Here is a 14753-nt window from a genome sequence, read left to right as displayed (position 1 = left end):
TAAAAAATTGCCCGGTTCGCCGGGCATTTTTTTGTCCGGGATTTGTCATTCAGGGAGCGGCTGAAAGGATTTTTCTTACGGCTTTGGTCGTCTTTACGACGAGGCTTTTTCTGCGGGCAATCGCTTACATCGCTGCAGGAATATTAGGGCCTTTGTTTTTTTTCAGAGCACGCTAGAATGCGCCCCGAACGAGCGGAGAACTGTATGTGGCAACAGACTCTGATAACCCTGCGGGCAAGGCCCCGGGGCTTTCATCTGGTAACCGACGAGTTGCTCGCAGGCTTGCCTGAACTCAAGACCTGTCGGGTCGGTCTGTTGCATTTGTGGCTGCAGCACACGTCGGCGTCGTTGACCATCAACGAGAACGCCGATCCGGCAGTTCGTCGCGACTTCGAACGATTTTTCAATCGTCTGATCCCACAAGGAACAGACGGCTACGAGCACAACGACGAAGGCCCGGATGATCTCCCGGCGCACTTCAAGGCCAGCGTGCTTGGTTGCCAGATCAGTCTGCCGGTTGCGGCAGGGCGGCTGGCCCTGGGTACTTGGCAAGGGATTTATCTGGGCGAGCACCGTGATCATGGCGGTGCCCGTAAAGTCCTCGCCACCTTGCACGGTGAACAGGCATGAGCCGCTGCCGGGCAGCGGCAGAAGATTTTTCAACGGCGGCTTCGACAGCCGCCAAAGCTGGTCTATAACTAATCTGCTTTTGGCAAGTCATGAGGTAGAACATGAGCGACGATGATCTGGAAAACGACGACCTCGAAGTAGGCGACGAAGACGAGGCCGAGGAAGGCCTGGAAGCGGCAGCGGAAGACGTTGCCGAAGACGATGGCGGTGACGACACGCCGGCCCCGGCTGCCAAAGGCAAAGCCAAGGCTGCGGTCTCGGTCGACGAGTTGCCGAGCATCGAAGCCAAGAACAAGGAGCGTGACGCCCTGGCCAAGGCCATGGAAGAATTCCTTGCGCGCGGCGGCAAGGTGCAGGAAGTGGAGGCCAATGTGGTCGCCGATCCGCCCAAGAAGCCGGACAACAAGTACGGCAGCCGCCCTATCTGAGGCGCGTCGCTCGCTTGCTGAAAAAGCCCGCCGTCGCTGCGGGCTTTTTCATGCCTGAAATAAATCCGTTGAAAACAAATGCAGTCCCCGGTGTCAGCGAGCCTGCTCGCGAAGAGGGCATTTCAGCCGACATACATGTTGAATGACACAGCGCATTCGCGAGCAGGCTCGCTCCCACAGGGCTGTAGATTAGTTCGAGGAAGCATTCCAGCGTGCGAGGACGGCGGGCAATTCGGTCAGGTTGCGAATTTCCGCATCAGGCAAGCGCTCCGCTTCCCAGACCTTGCCCGTCGGGTTGAACCACACCGCGCGCAAGCCCGCCTGCTGCGCCCCGGCGATGTCATCGCCGGGATGATCGCCGACATGCACCGCCGCTGCGGGGCTTACACCACCGCGCTGCAACGCTTCATGAAACAGCCGCGTATCCGGTTTGGCGATGCCGATGTCTTCGGCGCACAAGGCGAACTTGAAGTAATCCGCCAGCCCCAACCGACGCACGTCGGCATTGCCATTGGTGACCACGCCGAGGGCATAGTGATTGGCGAGCAGCTCCAGCAGCGGCTCGACTTCCGGGAACACCTCGAGCTGATGCCGCGCATGCAGGAACACTTCAAAAGCCTTGTCAGCCAGCTCCGACGCTTCGCCGTGGGCATACCCGGCTTCTTCGAGCGCATGGAACAGCACACGTCGACGCAGCGCGCTGATGCGGTGCTTGAGCCCCGGTTCGCCCGCCAGCACGCGCTCGCGAATCGACCACAAATGCTCCACCGGCACCGCGCCCAGGTTCGACGCATGTTCGCTCAGCCATTCGCGCAACACGGTTTCGGCGCTGGCGATCACCGGAGCGGTGTCCCACAGAGTGTCGTCGAGGTCGAACGTGATCAACTGAATGCTCATGAATCATCGCCTTTCATGCGTTTGGCCCGGGGATGGGCGCTGTCGTAGACCGCCGCCAGATGCTGGAAGTCGAGGTGGGTATAGATCTGTGTGGTTTTGATATCAGAGTGACCGAGCAATTCCTGCACCGCGCGCAAGTCCTGCGAGGACTCGAGCAAATGGCTGGCGAACGAGTGCCGCAGCATGTGCGGATGCAGGTTCTGCCCCAGTTCGCGCTCGCCAGCCAGTTTGACCCGCACCTGAATCGCCCGCGGGCCGAGGCGTCGGCCTTGCTGGCTGACAAATACCGCATCGTCCGCCGGGTTGGTCATGGCGCGCAGCGGCAACCAGTGTTCAAGGGCTTCGCGGGCCTTGGTGCCAACCGGCAACAGCCGGGTCTTGCTGCCCTTGCCGAGCACCTGAACCATGCCGTCGGCGAGGTCGAGTTGATCGAGATTGAGCCCGGTCAGCTCGGACAGGCGCAGGCCAGAGGAATAGAACAGCTCGAGAATCGCCTGATCGCGCCGGGCGAGAAAATCGTCCTCGACCGCACCTTCCAGCAGCTGCAATGCGCGGTCGGTATCAAGGGTTTTCGGCAGGCGCCGTTCGCCTTTCGGCGGGGCCAGGCCGGTGGCCGGGTCGTGGTCGCACAGGCCTTCGCGATTCAAGTAGTGATAGAGCCCGCGCACCGCTGAGAGCAGGCGGGCGAGGCTGCGCGAGGACTGGCCTTGCGCATGCAACCGGGCGATCAGGCTGCGCAGGCGCTGGATGTCCAGCGCGGCCCAGCTGCCGATGTTCTGCTTGATGCACCAGCCGAGGACTTTATCGAGGTCGCGGCGATAAGCCGACAGGGTGTGCGGCGACACCTGTCGCTCACTGCGCAGATGTTCGCAGTAAGCGTCCAGTTGTCGTTCCATGGTCAGCGTACCGAGCGCAGCGAGCTGTTGACCCGTGGCAGCACGCGGCCCATGACCTCGGCGATGTAACTGAGGAACAGCGTGCCGACCGAGCTCTTGTAGTGCTGCGGGTCACGGCTGGCGATGGCCAGAATGCCGTGAATGCCCTGATGGCTGACGGCAACCACGGCGGTCGAGCCGATCTGCTGGCGCTGTTCTTCGCCGAAGAGGAAGTCCAGCTCATGTTCACGCAGGCTGCCGCTGACGCTTTTGCCTTCGGTGAGCAGGCCGCCAATCGCGGTTTGCGCATCGGCGTGGGTTACCCAGCGGCCGACCGGGGCCGGGTTGTCGCCGAGCAGGATCAGGCTGACGAAGGGCACCTGGAAATCCTGACGCAGGCTGTCTTCAACGCTGATGACCACGTCTTCCAGGGTCGATGCATCCATCAGCGCGAGAATCAGGCGGCGGGTTTTTTCGAACAGGCGATCGTTGTCGCGGGCCACGTCCATCAGATGCGAAAGGCGATGGCGCATCTCGATATTGCGATCGCGCAGGATGGTCATCTGCCGCTCGACCAGCGACACGGTGTCGCCCCGTCGGTGCGGAATGCGCAACGACGGCAGCAGCTCTTCGTGCTCGACGAAGAAGTCCGGATGAGCCTCCAGGTAGGCGGCAACCGCGGCTGCCTCGAGGCTCTCGGACGCTGATTCGTCGACTGGTCGGGCGGGTACCTGTGGCTTGTCGGTCATGATTTCTGCTCGCTCAAAGACGCACTTGTCCTTCGTATACACGCACTGCCGGACCGGTCATCAACACCGGTTCGCCCGGGCCGGCCCACTCGATGGACAGACGCCCGCCGGGCAGGTCGATCAACAGCGGCGAATCCATCCACCCCTGACTGATGGCCGCCACCGCCGCCGCACAGGCGCCGGTGCCGCAGGCCTGGGTTTCCCCGGCGCCGCGTTCCCAAACACGCAGTTGCGCGCGATGGCGGTCGATGACCTGAAGGAAGCCGACATTGACCCGCGCCGGAAAGCGCGGATGGTGCTCGATCTTCGGCCCCAATTCATGCACCGGTGCGCTGTTGATGTCGTCCACGCGGATCACCGCATGGGGATTGCCCATCGACACGGCGGCCAGTTCGACCGTGGTGCCATCGACGTCCAGCGAATAGCTGCTGGCCTGCGCTGGCGCCTGGAATGGAATGTCCGCCGGCACCAGGCGCGGCGCGCCCATGTTGACGCCGATCTGGCCGTCGTTACGTACGTCCAGTTCGATGATGCCGCCCTTGGTCTCGACCCGGATCTGCCGCTTGGCAGTCAGACGCTTGTCGAGCACGAAGCGGGCGAAGCAGCGCGCACCGTTGCCGCACTGCTCCACTTCCGAACCGTCGGAGTTGAAGATCCGGTAGCGGAAATCCACATCCGGGTTGCTCGGCGCTTCGACGATCAGCAACTGGTCGAAACCGATCCCGGTGTGGCGATCGCCCCATTGCTTGGCGTGTTTGGGCTGAATGTGCGCGTGCTGGCTGACCAGGTCGAGGACCATGAAGTCGTTGCCCAGGCCGTGCATTTTGGTAAAACGCAGCAGCATGGGTTACTCCGGCAGCAGGCTTTCGCCGGCAAACAGCTCGGCCACGGTTTCGCGGCGACGCACTTCAAAAACCTGATCACCATCCACCAGCACCTCGGCGGCACGGCCACGGGTGTTGTAGTTGGAGCTCATGACGAAACCGTAGGCACCGGCCGAATGCACTGCCAGCAAGTCGCCCTCTTCCAGCGCCAGCTCGCGGTCCTTGGCGAGGAAGTCGCCGGTTTCGCAGATCGGGCCGACGATGTCGTACTTGCGTGCAGCGCTGTCGCGCGGTTTCACCGCGGTGACGTCCATCCACGCCTGATACAGCGCCGGGCGGATCAGGTCGTTCATCGCCGCGTCGACGATGGCGAAATCCTTGTGCTCGGTGTGCTTGAGGTATTCGACCTGCGTCAGCAACACGCCGCCATTGGCAACGATGAAGCGACCCGGTTCGAACACCAGCGCCAGATCACGCCCGTCGAGACGCTCGCGCACAGCCTTGATGTAATCGGCAGCCAGCGGCGGCTCCTCATCGCGATAACGCACGCCCAGGCCGCCACCGAGATCGATGTGGCGCAGGTGAATGCCGCAATCGCCCAAGCGGTCGACCAGATCGAGCAGGCGATCCAGGGCGTCAATGAATGGCGGCAGCGTGGTCAGTTGCGAACCGATATGGCAGTCGACACCGACCACTTCCAGGTTCGGCAGATGCGCGGCGCGCACGTACACGTCTTCGGCGTCGGCAATGGCGATGCCGAACTTGTTCTCTTTCAGACCGGTGGAAATGTACGGGTGGGTGCCGGCATCGACGTCCGGGTTCACGCGCAGCGAAACCGGGGCGCGAACACCCAGCTCGGCGGCGACTACTTGCAGGCGCTCAAGCTCATCGGTGGACTCGACGTTGAAGCAGTGCACGCCGACTTCGAGGGCGCGGCGCATGTCGTCACGGGTCTTGCCGACGCCGGAGAAAACGATCTTGTCGGCGCTGCCACCAGCGGCCAGTACACGTTCCAGCTCGCCACGGGAAACGATGTCGAAACCGGCGCCGAGACGGGCCAGGACATTCAGTACACCGAGGTTGGAGTTGGCTTTGACCGCGAAGCAGACCAGATGCGGCATGCCGGCCAGCGCATCGGCGTAGGCCAGATACTGCGCTTCGATGTGGGCGCGCGAGTAGACATAGGTGGGCGTGCCGAAGCGGTCGGCGATGGCGGACAGCGCCACACCTTCCGCAAACAGCTCCCCGCCACGGTAGTTAAAAGCGTCCATGGCGATCCCTTAGTAAACGTCGTGCTTGTGAGCCTTGGATGGCTGCTTCTGCGAAGACTGGGCTTGTTCGGCCGGGTCCTGGTCGTCATCGGGCAGGTACAGCGGGCCTTTTTGACCACAGGCCGAAACCAGGCAGGCAACCGCGACGAGCGCAGCAAGGGAAGAGATCAGGCGCTTCATGGCGAAATCCTTGAAAATGCGTTAATTGCGCCGGAGTATACCGGCCACCCGGCAGCTTGCCTATGCGAGGGGGTTCCCGTCCGGCGGGGCTTGCTGGATACCGGATGGATACCTGCAATACCTGTGGGAGCGAGCTTGCTCGCGAAGAGGTCGTCACATTCGATATGTTTGTTGCCTGACACACCGCTTTCGCGAGCAAGCTCGCTCCCACAGAGTGCGATGTTGGATGGAAACTGGTGCTTGGTCGTTAATCTTTGCAATCGGTCGGCAGCGTCCGTATCTTTCGGCGCTTGAGCCTGATCAGACATTTTTGAGGTTGCCGCAATGAGTTTGTCCGAAGCCCGTTTCCACGATCTGGTCGATGAAACCCAGGAAAAACTGGAAGACATATTTGACGAAAGCGATCTGGACATCGATCTGGAAAGCTCGGCAGGTGTCTTGACCGTCAAGTTCGAAAACGGCTCGCAGCTGATCTTCAGCCGCCAGGAGCCATTGCGTCAGCTGTGGCTGGCGGCCGTGTCCGGTGGTTTCCACTTCGACTATGACGAAGAAAGCGAGCGCTGGATGTGCGACAAGAGCGAAGAGCAATTGGGCGAAATGCTTCAGCGCCTCGTCAAGCAGCAGGCTGGCGCTGAATTCGATTTCGAAGGTCTGTGATTCGTGACGGATGCCGCGCCTGTTCGCCCGCCGAAACCGCTCTACAGCAACGTCAGCCCGGCGGTACCTTCGCCGTGCACGGGCGTATGTCGGCTGGACGAACAGAAAGTCTGTCTCGGCTGCGCGCGTCACGTCGAAGACATTCGCGAATGGCGCTCGGCCGATGATCAACGGCGCCGGGTGATTTGCCAGCAGGCTGCTGCCCGCCAAAATTCTGTTTGATACCCCATTGTGGGCGAGGGGATTTATCCCCGTTGGGTCGCGTAGCGGCCCCAGAATCTATACGGCTGCTGCGCAGCCGAACGGGGATAAATCCCCTCGCCACAAGGGTTTCACCCGGGCAAAAAGTGGGTGACTTGTATATTTTTTGAGCTGTGATAGTGTCCGCGAACGCCTCAAACCACCGAGGCACGGTGAAACCCCCGTCTTTTTTGGCGGGGTTTTGCTTTTTTTGTGCAGAAGAAAGGAGTCTGCCTGGATCATGACCGCACCTTCCATCACCCTTACCCGTCTGGACGTGCAACGTCTGGAGCGCCTGATCGACAGCCTGAGCGACAAAGACCAGGCTGCACCGGGCGTGATTGCGCTGCAAACCGAGCTGGATCGCGCCGATACCGTGGTCGGCCACGATGAAGTGCCCGCCGATGTCGTGACCATGAATTCCCGCGTGCATTGCCGCGAAGAAGGCAGTGGCAAGGATTACCACCTGACGCTGGTCTATCCCAAGGACGCCAACGCCGACAACGGCAAGATTTCGATTCTCGCGCCGGTCGGCAGTGCGCTGCTGGGTCTTAAGGTCGGTCAGCACATCGATTGGCCGGCGCCGGGTGGCAAGTCGCTGAAACTGACCTTGCTGGAAGTGGAATCGCAACCGGTCAACGGCGGCGCCTTTCCCGAATAAATCCCCGCTTCAAACCTGTTCGAGCGCTTCATTCAACGAGCGCTCCAGGTCTGCCTTGTAGCGCAGATACAGATTGCTTGGACTGTGCCCGTCACCGAGCAGCCCCGAGAGATCGAGGTCGGTGATGTAGCAGCGATAGCGTTCGGTCTCGCGGCGCTGCTCGACGATCTCCCGGGCGACCACGCTGAACAACTGGTCGCCATGCTCCAGCTCGCTGAATTCACGCTGATTGCAATACAGGGTGACCTGCACTTCGCCGGGCGCGGCTTTACCGATGATCGCCTGTACGTCATAGAACGGTTTGTTCACCGGGGTCTGCGGTGCCGGCCGGGTTTCGACCCTGCGCGAGCGCCCCGGGCCTGACGGCAACAGCTGGTAATACAAAGTCTCGGGGCTGCCCGCAGGGCCACCGTCCATCGGCAATTGCGCTTCACGGCGGTACTGGATCGATTGCAGAAAACGCTGCAGCGGCACCAGCAGACTCTGCTCGTCGTGGTACGGCAGTTGCTGCTGCCACAGCGCATTGAATTCATCCAGCACGTACAGCTCGGCCTGCTGTTCGCTGATGCGGTAGAACACCTGAATGCACTCCGGCTGACCCATCGGCAGGATCAGCGCCAGGTCATGGTCCTCCAGCGCCATCGGGTCGAGGTGCAGCGGGCTGTAGCGCGGTTGTTCTTCGCCCAGATAATCGAGCAGTGCCGGCAGAGTGGCGAGGGCGACATGGTTGACCTGGCCGGGCACCAGCTCCAGCACGTGATAGTGCTGCTGCACCTGAATCAGGTAGCGGTGATTCAACTCGCTGAGCAACAGGGTCTGCGCGGTGTCGACGATTTCTTCGACGCGGCGGGCAATGAATTGCGCGCGGTTGTGGCAGAAACAGCGCACTTTCAGCGACGGCTGCACCGGGCCGCGCGGCAGGTTGTTGAGGTAATCGCGCAGGCAGTCGAGCAGCGCATGCGGGCCGTCGAAACGATTGACCAGCACTTCGTTCCAGCTGTTGAGCGTGACCTGATCGAGGGTCAGCACCAGGTTCTCGCGCACACCGGCATAGCTCAGCGAGTCGGTGCGTTCGGTGGTCATCAGGATGTTCAGATCACGGTGATGCTTGAGCGGGTCGACGCCGACGTTGATCAGCAGCAGCACTTCGCTGGGCACAGCGGCACGTAGCAATGGCTCTTCAGCAACAGAGGGCAAGGGCAGGGCGATGCACTGCTGCAAGCTGCCGAGCAGGTTGAACAGCTCGAACTCGCTCAAGTCGCTGGTGCCCGGATGCAGGGCCAGACGTGTGCTGCTGTCGATCACGCCGTTGCGGTGGCACCAGGTCAGCAGTTCAAGCAGCTCGCGACTGCGCTTGATCGGCGCGAAGTGTTCCCACTCCAGTGCCGTCAGGCTGCCGTTGTACAGGCCCCACTGGGTCTGCCCCGGCTCCTTTTTGTTCGGCGACTGCACCAGGGTCAGGGTGTCTTCGGCCAGATCCGGGGCAATGCCCGGATTGATGAACTCGACCTTGTCGGCCTTGCGCTCGAACGCTGCGTAGAGGCGCCGGCCGAGGACATTGAGGTCGCGCTTGTTGATCAGGCTGACAGTCTGTTCGCTGCGGGCGAACTGGGTCAGAAAGCGATAGCTGTAGTTGAGTTCATTGACCAGCGCGCGGCGCTCGGCGCTGACCTGGCGGACTTTCCACTGACTGCGACTGTCGAGCAGCGCCAGTTGCCGTTGATCCCAGTGCCACTCGCCGGCCAGGCGTTCGAGCAGTGCGCGTTGCCAGCCCTGGCTGCGGCTGTTGCCGGTGAGCTTGCGGTTGACCTTCAGATACAGCGCGCGGCGCACCAGCTCAAGACGTTCCGGCTCGTTGCGGGCGATCAGGTATTCCTCGATACGCCGGTACACCACCATGTACGGGTCAAGCTCATCGAGATCGAGCTGATTGGCGAACACGGCTTTCTTGAAGCGCAGGCTCAGGCACTGCACGTGCGGGTGTTCACTGGCGTACACCTCGGTCAACAGCAGTTTGAGCACCGATTTGTAGGGCGACTCGATGCCTTTGAACAACTGCCACAACCCGGCGCCGATGAATTCTCCGGGCGGAATGGTCGCCATCGGCCCGAGATCGAGGGTTTCGTCGGCGCGAATAAAGCGTTTGGACAGCAGGGTGTGGGTGTAGGCGTCGTAGGCCGTTTCTTCATAGACCGGCACCAGCCACCAGATCGGCGTGCGCCCGGCCAGCCAGATCGCCGTGCGATAAAACTCGTCGAGCAGCAGATAGTGCTGGGTGCTGCCGCAGTTGTCCGAACTGAGCTTTGAATCGCGTTCGCCTTTGACGAAGCGCGCCGGGTCGATCAGGAAGAAATGCGCTTCGGCACCCTGGCTCGCAGCCCAGGCTTCCAGCAATTGGCACTTCTTGCTCAGCTCGGCGAGCTCGCTTTCGCTCAGATCCGGCCCATGGCAGACCCACACGTCCATATCGCTCTGATCGGCCTGGGCCAGCGTGCCGAGGCTGCCCATCAGGAACAGGCCGTGGATCGGTCGCGGCGGGTTGCTGCCGTGGCGCGGCCTGTAAGAGAACGAGCGAGTCAGGCGCTGCGCCTCGGTCAGCGCATTGGCGTCCGGCTCATAATTCGAAAGCCCCGCCGGCGTACTGCCCGAGACATAGCCGGGCAGCAACGGATGATTGACGTGAAAGAACAGCGGCAACAGCGTCAACACGCTTTGCTGGCGCGTCGACAAGCCTTCGAGAGCGCGGCCGAGGCGGCCTTCATTGAGTTTGAGAAAACGTGCGCGCAGTTGGCTGAGTACCTTGCGGTCGATGCCTTCGTCCAGGTCGGGGCGGATTTCGTGGGTGCGGGTCATGTCAGCTCAAACCGGCTTGCAGGCTCGGACGTAGAGGGTCTCGGAATGGCCGCAGTTTAGCCGCTGCGCGGCAGGACGTTTAAGCTGAATTTGTTTTTTGACGTCAGTTTTTTATCGACAGCGATTGGGCGGGCCCGCGGAAATCCCGTGGCAGGAGTTCCCGTGGGCAAAGTCAGAGAAATCAGGCGGTTTCCTGTTCTTTCAAAATCGTCAGTACGGTCTGCACGTTTTGCGCGGCATCGCGACCGAGGCTGGTCAGATAACCGCCATCGGGCTGGTCGGTGAGTTCTTTTTCAAAGAGGCGCTGGGCAGCAGCGATATGTTTCGGGGCAGCGGTCTGGTGAATTTTCAGACCTTCCTGGGAACTGTCCAGGTTGAAGAGTGCAAGGACTTCCAGTTCGGCAACCAACTCAGGGGTAAGCGACATAAGGACTCCAGACTTTCTAGGAATTGGACGACAGCGCCCCTAAGGTGAACCCGCTGGTGCAGCATGTCCAGTGCTCGGATCAGGGGATTTTGCCTTGAGGCGAATTCCAGTGTAGTCCGGCGGCAGCAGATGGCTGGATGGATGCGTAACAAACCTTGTGGGAGCGAGCCTGCTCGCTCCCACAGGAATGATGTGGTTACTGCTTTTCCGGTGGCAGCTCTGGCAAAGCACGCAGTGCTGCTTCGTACCACTGGGTGTCGAACGGGCGATCTTCATCGAGCATCGCGTCAATTTCGAAAGCCAGCACGTGGGCCATCAGATTGAGGATCTCCTCACGGTCCATGCCGACCAGAGTCAGCTTGTTCAACGTCGCCTTCGCCGCTGGCGGGTTGTCGCTTTCAATCTGGTTCTCGATGGCTTCGATCAGCGTCGCTTCGGTGAATGCTTCTTCGTCGTCATCATTGACGATATCTGTCGGCTCGCTCATGGCAGGCTCCTCAGGGAAAGGCGCCAGTTTACCCGCATTCAGCGGCGTGATGCTGCTGGCGGGAAACGCCGCGGCGATCTATAAACAGGCACTGCCCACCCCGCACGGCCTGGAGGCTCTGTGATGTTCAAGCTCTACGGATTCGCTGTCAGCAACTACTACAACATGGTCAAACTGGCACTGCTGGAAAAAGGCCTGCCCTTCGAAGAGGTGACCTTCTACCCGACGCAGACCCCGGAGTCACTGGCAATCAGTCCGCGTGGCAAGGTCCCGGTGCTGGGGGTCGACGCCGGTTATATCAACGAAACCGCGATCATCCTCGAATACCTCGAACAAGCACAAAAGGGCACGCCACTCCTGCCCAGCGACCCGTTCGAGCGCGCGCAGGTATTGGCAATTGCCAAGGAGATCGAGTTGTACATCGAGTTGCCGGGGCGTGCCTGCTATGGCGAGGCGTTTTTCGGTGTGACATTGCCGGAGGCGATCAAGGAGAAGACCCGGACCGAGCTGCTGCTGGGCTTCGCCGCGCTGGGCCGTCATGGCAAGTTCGCCCCGTACGTGGCGGGTGACAGCCTGAGCATTGCCGATTTGTATTTCCTCTACAGCGTGCCGCTGGCCTGTGCGGTCGGGCAGAAGCTGTTCGGGATTGATCTGCTGGCCGAGATGCCGCAGGCGAAAGCGTTGCTGGAGCGGCTTGAGCAGAATCCGCATGTGCAGAAGATCGCGGGGGACAAGGACGCGGCGATGCCGGCGTTCTTGGCGATGATTGCTGCCAAGAAATGAATTTTGTAGCGCTCTGAAGGAAGCCTTCGCGAGCAGGCTCGCTCCCACATTGAACCGGTGGTGAACACAAATTTTGTGAACATCCAGAATCCCTGTGGGAGCGAGCCTGCTCGCGAAGCTCTTGGCTTTTAGCGGCTGGCCAGCAGGGCCTGGCCGCGCGCCACTGCAGCCTTGACCTGCGCCGGCGCAGTCCCGCCGATATGGTCGCGGGCATTCACCGAGCCTTCGAGGGTCAGCACGGCAAACACGTCCTGCTCAATCTGATCGCTGAACTGACGCAGTTCTTCCAGGCTCATCTCGGCCAGATCCTTGCCGCTGTCGACGCCGTATTTCACCGCGTGGCCAACGATTTCATGGCAGTCGCGGAACGGCAGGCCACGGCGGACCAGATAATCCGCCAAGTCAGTCGCAGTGGAGAAACCGCGCAATGCCGCCTCACGCATGATCGCGTGTTTTGGCTTGATCGCCGGGATCATGTCGGCGAACGCGCGCAGCGAGTCGCGCAGGGTGTCGGCGGCGTCGAACAGCGGTTCCTTGTCTTCCTGGTTGTCCTTGTTGTAGGCCAGCGGCTGGCCTTTCATCAGGGTCAGCAGGCCCATCAGCGCGCCGAAGACGCGGCCGGTCTTGCCGCGCACCAGCTCGGGCACATCGGGGTTTTTCTTTTGCGGCATGATCGAGCTGCCGGTGCAGAAACGGTCTGGCAGATCGATGAACTGGAACTGCGCGCTGGTCCACAGCACCAGCTCTTCGGAGAAACGCGACAGGTGCATCATCGCGATGCTCGCGGCCGAGCAGAATTCGATGGCGAAGTCGCGATCGGAAACGTTGTCCAGCGAGTTGCCGCCGACGGCGTCGAAGCCGAGCAGTTGCGCGGTGTATTCGCGGTCGATCGGGTAGGTCGTGCCGGCCAGCGCGGCGCTGCCCAGCGGCATGCGGTTGGTGCGCTTGCGGCAGTCGACCAGACGCTCGTAGTCGCGGCTGAGCATTTCGAACCAGGCCAGCATGTGGTGCCCGAAGGTCACAGGCTGTGCGGTCTGCAGGTGGGTGAAGCCCGGCATGATGCTCGCGGCCTCACGTTCGGCCTGCTCCAGCAGGCCCTTTTGCAGACGGGTGATCTCGGCGAGGATCAGGTCGATTTCATCGCGCAGCCACAGGCGGATATCGGTGGCAACCTGGTCGTTGCGGCTGCGCCCGGTGTGGAGCTTTTTACCGGTGACGCCGATGCGGTCGGTCAGGCGTGCTTCGATGTTCATGTGCACGTCTTCGAGGTCGACGCGCCAGTCGAACTGGCCGGCCTCGATTTCGCCCTGAATGGTCTTCAGGCCATCGATGATGCTGTCGCGCTCGGCATCGGTCAGTACGCCGACCTTGGCCAGCATGGTGGCGTGGGCGATCGAGCCCATGATGTCGTGGCGATACAGGCGCTGGTCGAAAGTGACGGAGGCGGTGAAGCGGGCGACGAAGGCGTCGACGGGTTCACTGAAGCGGCCGCCCCAGGACTGATTGGTCTTGTCAGTGCTCATGAATTCGCTCGTATCGGCTTGAAGAAATGGCGTGAAACGCTGGCGCGGATAATAACAGGGTTGCCAATCCTGTCGCTGACACCGGTCGATACGTTTTTTCGCGGATGTGTCAGGCATGTCCGGCGCGGTCTGCAAGGAATTTACAAAAGGATATTTTTTGATTGAGCAATATCGTTCCGACGAACGTCTACAGTGGACATAAGGGTCGGTGCGAATGCGGATCATGCAAAGGTCCGGCCACTGGCTATAAGAAGAGGGGGCGGGTGAGTTGTACAACGGTCACCCACCGTGAGAAACGCAGGAAACACTGGGCTCCGAGCGGTACGACCCGGACGCTGGCAAATATTGCTGGCCGACGTACGGCACTTTTTGGCGCTCGGGCTAGTCTTAGCGTGGATCGCGGTGACGGAGGTCACTACACCTGTCTACGCTATCCTTGTGCGAGACTCACGCAGGAATCCAGCGCAATATGAATGTCCTGATCGTTGATGACGAACCCCTGGCTCGCGAGCGCCTAAGCCGTATGGTGAGCGAACTCGAGGGTTACACAGTCCTGGAGCCCAGTGCCACGAATGGCGAGGAGGCGTTAGCGCTGATCGACAGCCACAAGCCGGATATCGTGCTGCTCGATATCCGCATGCCGGGCCTCGATGGCCTGCAGGTTGCTGCCCGACTGTGCGAACGAGAGACGCCGCCGGCCGTGGTGTTTTGCACCAGTCCCGATGAATTTGCCGTGGAAGCCCTGCAGGCCAGCGCCGTGGGCTATGTGGTGAAACCTGTGCGAACCGAACACTTGAATGAAGCCCTGAAGCGGGCTGAACGTCCCAACCGGGCGCAACTCTCGGCCCTGACCCGTCCCGCTGCCGAAAGTGGCAACGGTCCACGCAGCCACATCAGCGCACGGACCCGTAAAGGCATCGAGCTGATTCCGCTGGATCAGGTGGTCTACTTCATCGCCGACCACAAATACGTGACCCTGCGTCACGAAGCCGGCGAGGTGCTGCTCGACGAACCCCTCAAAGCCCTTGAAGACGAATTCGGCGAACGCTTTGTGCGTATCCACCGCAACGCGCTGGTCGCTCGCGACCGTATCGAGCGATTGCAACGCACACCACTGGGACATTTCCAGTTGTTCCTCAAAGGCCTCAATGGCGATGCACTGATTGTCAGCCGGCGGCATGTTGCCGGTGTGCGCAAGATGATGCAGGGGCTTTGACCCGGTCCTCACCGGGCTTTTCGAGTTTTTTATCCGGCATGGCTGGCCAGGG

Annotated in this window: 17 protein-coding genes and 1 pseudogene; 8 read left to right on the top strand and 10 right to left on the bottom strand. The window is 61.2% G+C overall.

Features of this window, described 5'->3' with window-relative positions:
• Positions 1-204: 204 nt before the first annotated feature.
• Both AC0IXA_RS08835 and sutA read left to right on the top strand, forming a co-directional pair.
• Positions 205-630 carry a secondary thiamine-phosphate synthase enzyme YjbQ gene (locus AC0IXA_RS08835; RefSeq protein ID WP_024014775.1) on the top strand — a complete coding sequence of 142 codons (426 nt, stop codon included), beginning with the start codon at positions 205-207 and terminating at the stop codon, positions 628-630.
• A gap of 101 nt (positions 631-731) precedes the next feature.
• Complete coding sequence (sutA, locus tag AC0IXA_RS08830) at positions 732-1058, top strand: transcriptional regulator SutA (RefSeq protein ID WP_016772583.1); 327 nt, start codon at positions 732-734, stop codon at positions 1056-1058.
• 189 nt (positions 1059-1247) lie between these two features.
• Here the strand turns inward: sutA and AC0IXA_RS08825 are convergent, their stop codons facing one another.
• Genes AC0IXA_RS08825 through lptM form a run of 6 tightly spaced genes read right to left on the bottom strand, consistent with a single transcriptional unit; the run spans position 1248 to position 5854 of the window.
• Positions 1248-1955 carry an HAD family hydrolase gene (locus AC0IXA_RS08825; protein WP_471812656.1) on the bottom strand — a complete coding sequence of 236 codons (708 nt, stop codon included), beginning with the start codon at positions 1953-1955 and terminating at the stop codon, positions 1248-1250.
• On the bottom strand, positions 1952-2851 hold the full coding sequence (gene xerC / locus AC0IXA_RS08820; RefSeq protein ID WP_024014773.1) for a tyrosine recombinase XerC: 900 nt from the start codon (positions 2849-2851) through the stop codon (positions 1952-1954). Before xerC ends, AC0IXA_RS08825 begins: the two co-directional genes overlap by 4 nt.
• 2 nt (positions 2852-2853) lie before the next feature.
• Positions 2854-3579: a DUF484 family protein gene (locus tag AC0IXA_RS08815; RefSeq protein ID WP_024014772.1), complete on the bottom strand. Its 726-nt coding sequence runs from the start codon at positions 3577-3579 to the stop codon at positions 2854-2856.
• A 13-nt stretch (positions 3580-3592) separates the two neighbouring features.
• On the bottom strand, positions 3593-4423 hold the full coding sequence (gene dapF, locus AC0IXA_RS08810) for a diaminopimelate epimerase (RefSeq protein WP_016772587.1): 831 nt from the start codon (positions 4421-4423) through the stop codon (positions 3593-3595).
• A gap of 3 nt (positions 4424-4426) precedes the next feature.
• On the bottom strand, positions 4427-5674 hold the full coding sequence (gene lysA / locus AC0IXA_RS08805; protein ID WP_056791636.1) for a diaminopimelate decarboxylase: 1248 nt from the start codon (positions 5672-5674) through the stop codon (positions 4427-4429).
• A 9-nt stretch (positions 5675-5683) separates the two neighbouring features.
• Complete coding sequence (gene lptM / locus AC0IXA_RS08800; protein ID WP_016772589.1) at positions 5684-5854, bottom strand: LPS translocon maturation chaperone LptM; 171 nt, start codon at positions 5852-5854, stop codon at positions 5684-5686.
• Positions 5855-6178: 324 nt separating this feature from the next.
• On the opposite strand from lptM, the gene cyaY reads away from it, so the two are divergent.
• The 3 genes from cyaY to rnk all read left to right on the top strand — a co-directional run bounded on the left by cyaY (position 6179) and on the right by rnk (position 7412).
• Positions 6179-6511: an iron donor protein CyaY gene (cyaY, locus tag AC0IXA_RS08795; protein WP_041476930.1), complete on the top strand. Its 333-nt coding sequence runs from the start codon at positions 6179-6181 to the stop codon at positions 6509-6511.
• A 3-nt stretch (positions 6512-6514) separates the two neighbouring features.
• On the top strand, positions 6515-6733 hold the full coding sequence (locus AC0IXA_RS08790) for a DUF1289 domain-containing protein (protein WP_122698693.1): 219 nt from the start codon (positions 6515-6517) through the stop codon (positions 6731-6733).
• Positions 6734-6992: 259 nt separating this feature from the next.
• The gene (gene rnk / locus AC0IXA_RS08785) at positions 6993-7412 is read left to right on the top strand and encodes a nucleoside diphosphate kinase regulator (RefSeq protein ID WP_341638161.1); all 420 of its coding nucleotides are present in this window, start codon (positions 6993-6995) and stop codon (positions 7410-7412) included.
• Positions 7413-7421: 9 nt separating this feature from the next.
• Here rnk and AC0IXA_RS08780 read toward each other — a convergent pair whose 3' ends face one another.
• The 3 genes from AC0IXA_RS08780 to AC0IXA_RS08770 all read right to left on the bottom strand — a co-directional run bounded on the left by AC0IXA_RS08780 (position 7422) and on the right by AC0IXA_RS08770 (position 11179).
• The gene (locus AC0IXA_RS08780; protein WP_341638160.1) at positions 7422-10265 is read right to left on the bottom strand and encodes a class I adenylate cyclase; all 2844 of its coding nucleotides are present in this window, start codon (positions 10263-10265) and stop codon (positions 7422-7424) included.
• Positions 10266-10446: 181 nt separating this feature from the next.
• The gene (locus AC0IXA_RS08775; RefSeq protein WP_016772594.1) at positions 10447-10692 is read right to left on the bottom strand and encodes a TIGR02647 family protein; all 246 of its coding nucleotides are present in this window, start codon (positions 10690-10692) and stop codon (positions 10447-10449) included.
• A gap of 196 nt (positions 10693-10888) precedes the next feature.
• The gene (locus AC0IXA_RS08770) at positions 10889-11179 is read right to left on the bottom strand and encodes a hypothetical protein (RefSeq protein WP_122698690.1); all 291 of its coding nucleotides are present in this window, start codon (positions 11177-11179) and stop codon (positions 10889-10891) included.
• A gap of 123 nt (positions 11180-11302) precedes the next feature.
• Here AC0IXA_RS08770 and AC0IXA_RS08765 point away from each other — a divergent pair, with 123 nt between their 5' ends.
• Positions 11303-11962 (top strand): glutathione S-transferase family protein, encoded by a 660-nt coding sequence (locus AC0IXA_RS08765; RefSeq protein WP_471812651.1) that lies wholly within the window; start codon positions 11303-11305, stop codon positions 11960-11962.
• Between the two features lie 128 nt (positions 11963-12090).
• Here the strand turns inward: AC0IXA_RS08765 and argH are convergent, their stop codons facing one another.
• Positions 12091-13485: an argininosuccinate lyase gene (gene argH / locus AC0IXA_RS08760; protein WP_122698688.1), complete on the bottom strand. Its 1395-nt coding sequence runs from the start codon at positions 13483-13485 to the stop codon at positions 12091-12093.
• 314 nt (positions 13486-13799) lie between these two features.
• Between argH and AC0IXA_RS08755 the strand changes: the two are divergent.
• Positions 13800-13958, top strand: a pseudogene (locus tag AC0IXA_RS08755) (sensor histidine kinase); the annotation flags it as partial.
• Positions 13955-14701: a LytR/AlgR family response regulator transcription factor gene (locus AC0IXA_RS08750; protein ID WP_016772598.1), complete on the top strand. Its 747-nt coding sequence runs from the start codon at positions 13955-13957 to the stop codon at positions 14699-14701. The pseudogene AC0IXA_RS08755 and the gene AC0IXA_RS08750, both read left to right, overlap by 4 nt.
• Positions 14702-14753 lie beyond the last annotated feature (52 nt).

The sequence above is a fragment of the Pseudomonas sp. AC083 genome (genome assembly GCF_979253165.1).
Note: the sequence above shows the minus strand (reverse complement) of the source record. Positions and strands in the feature narration are given on the sequence as shown.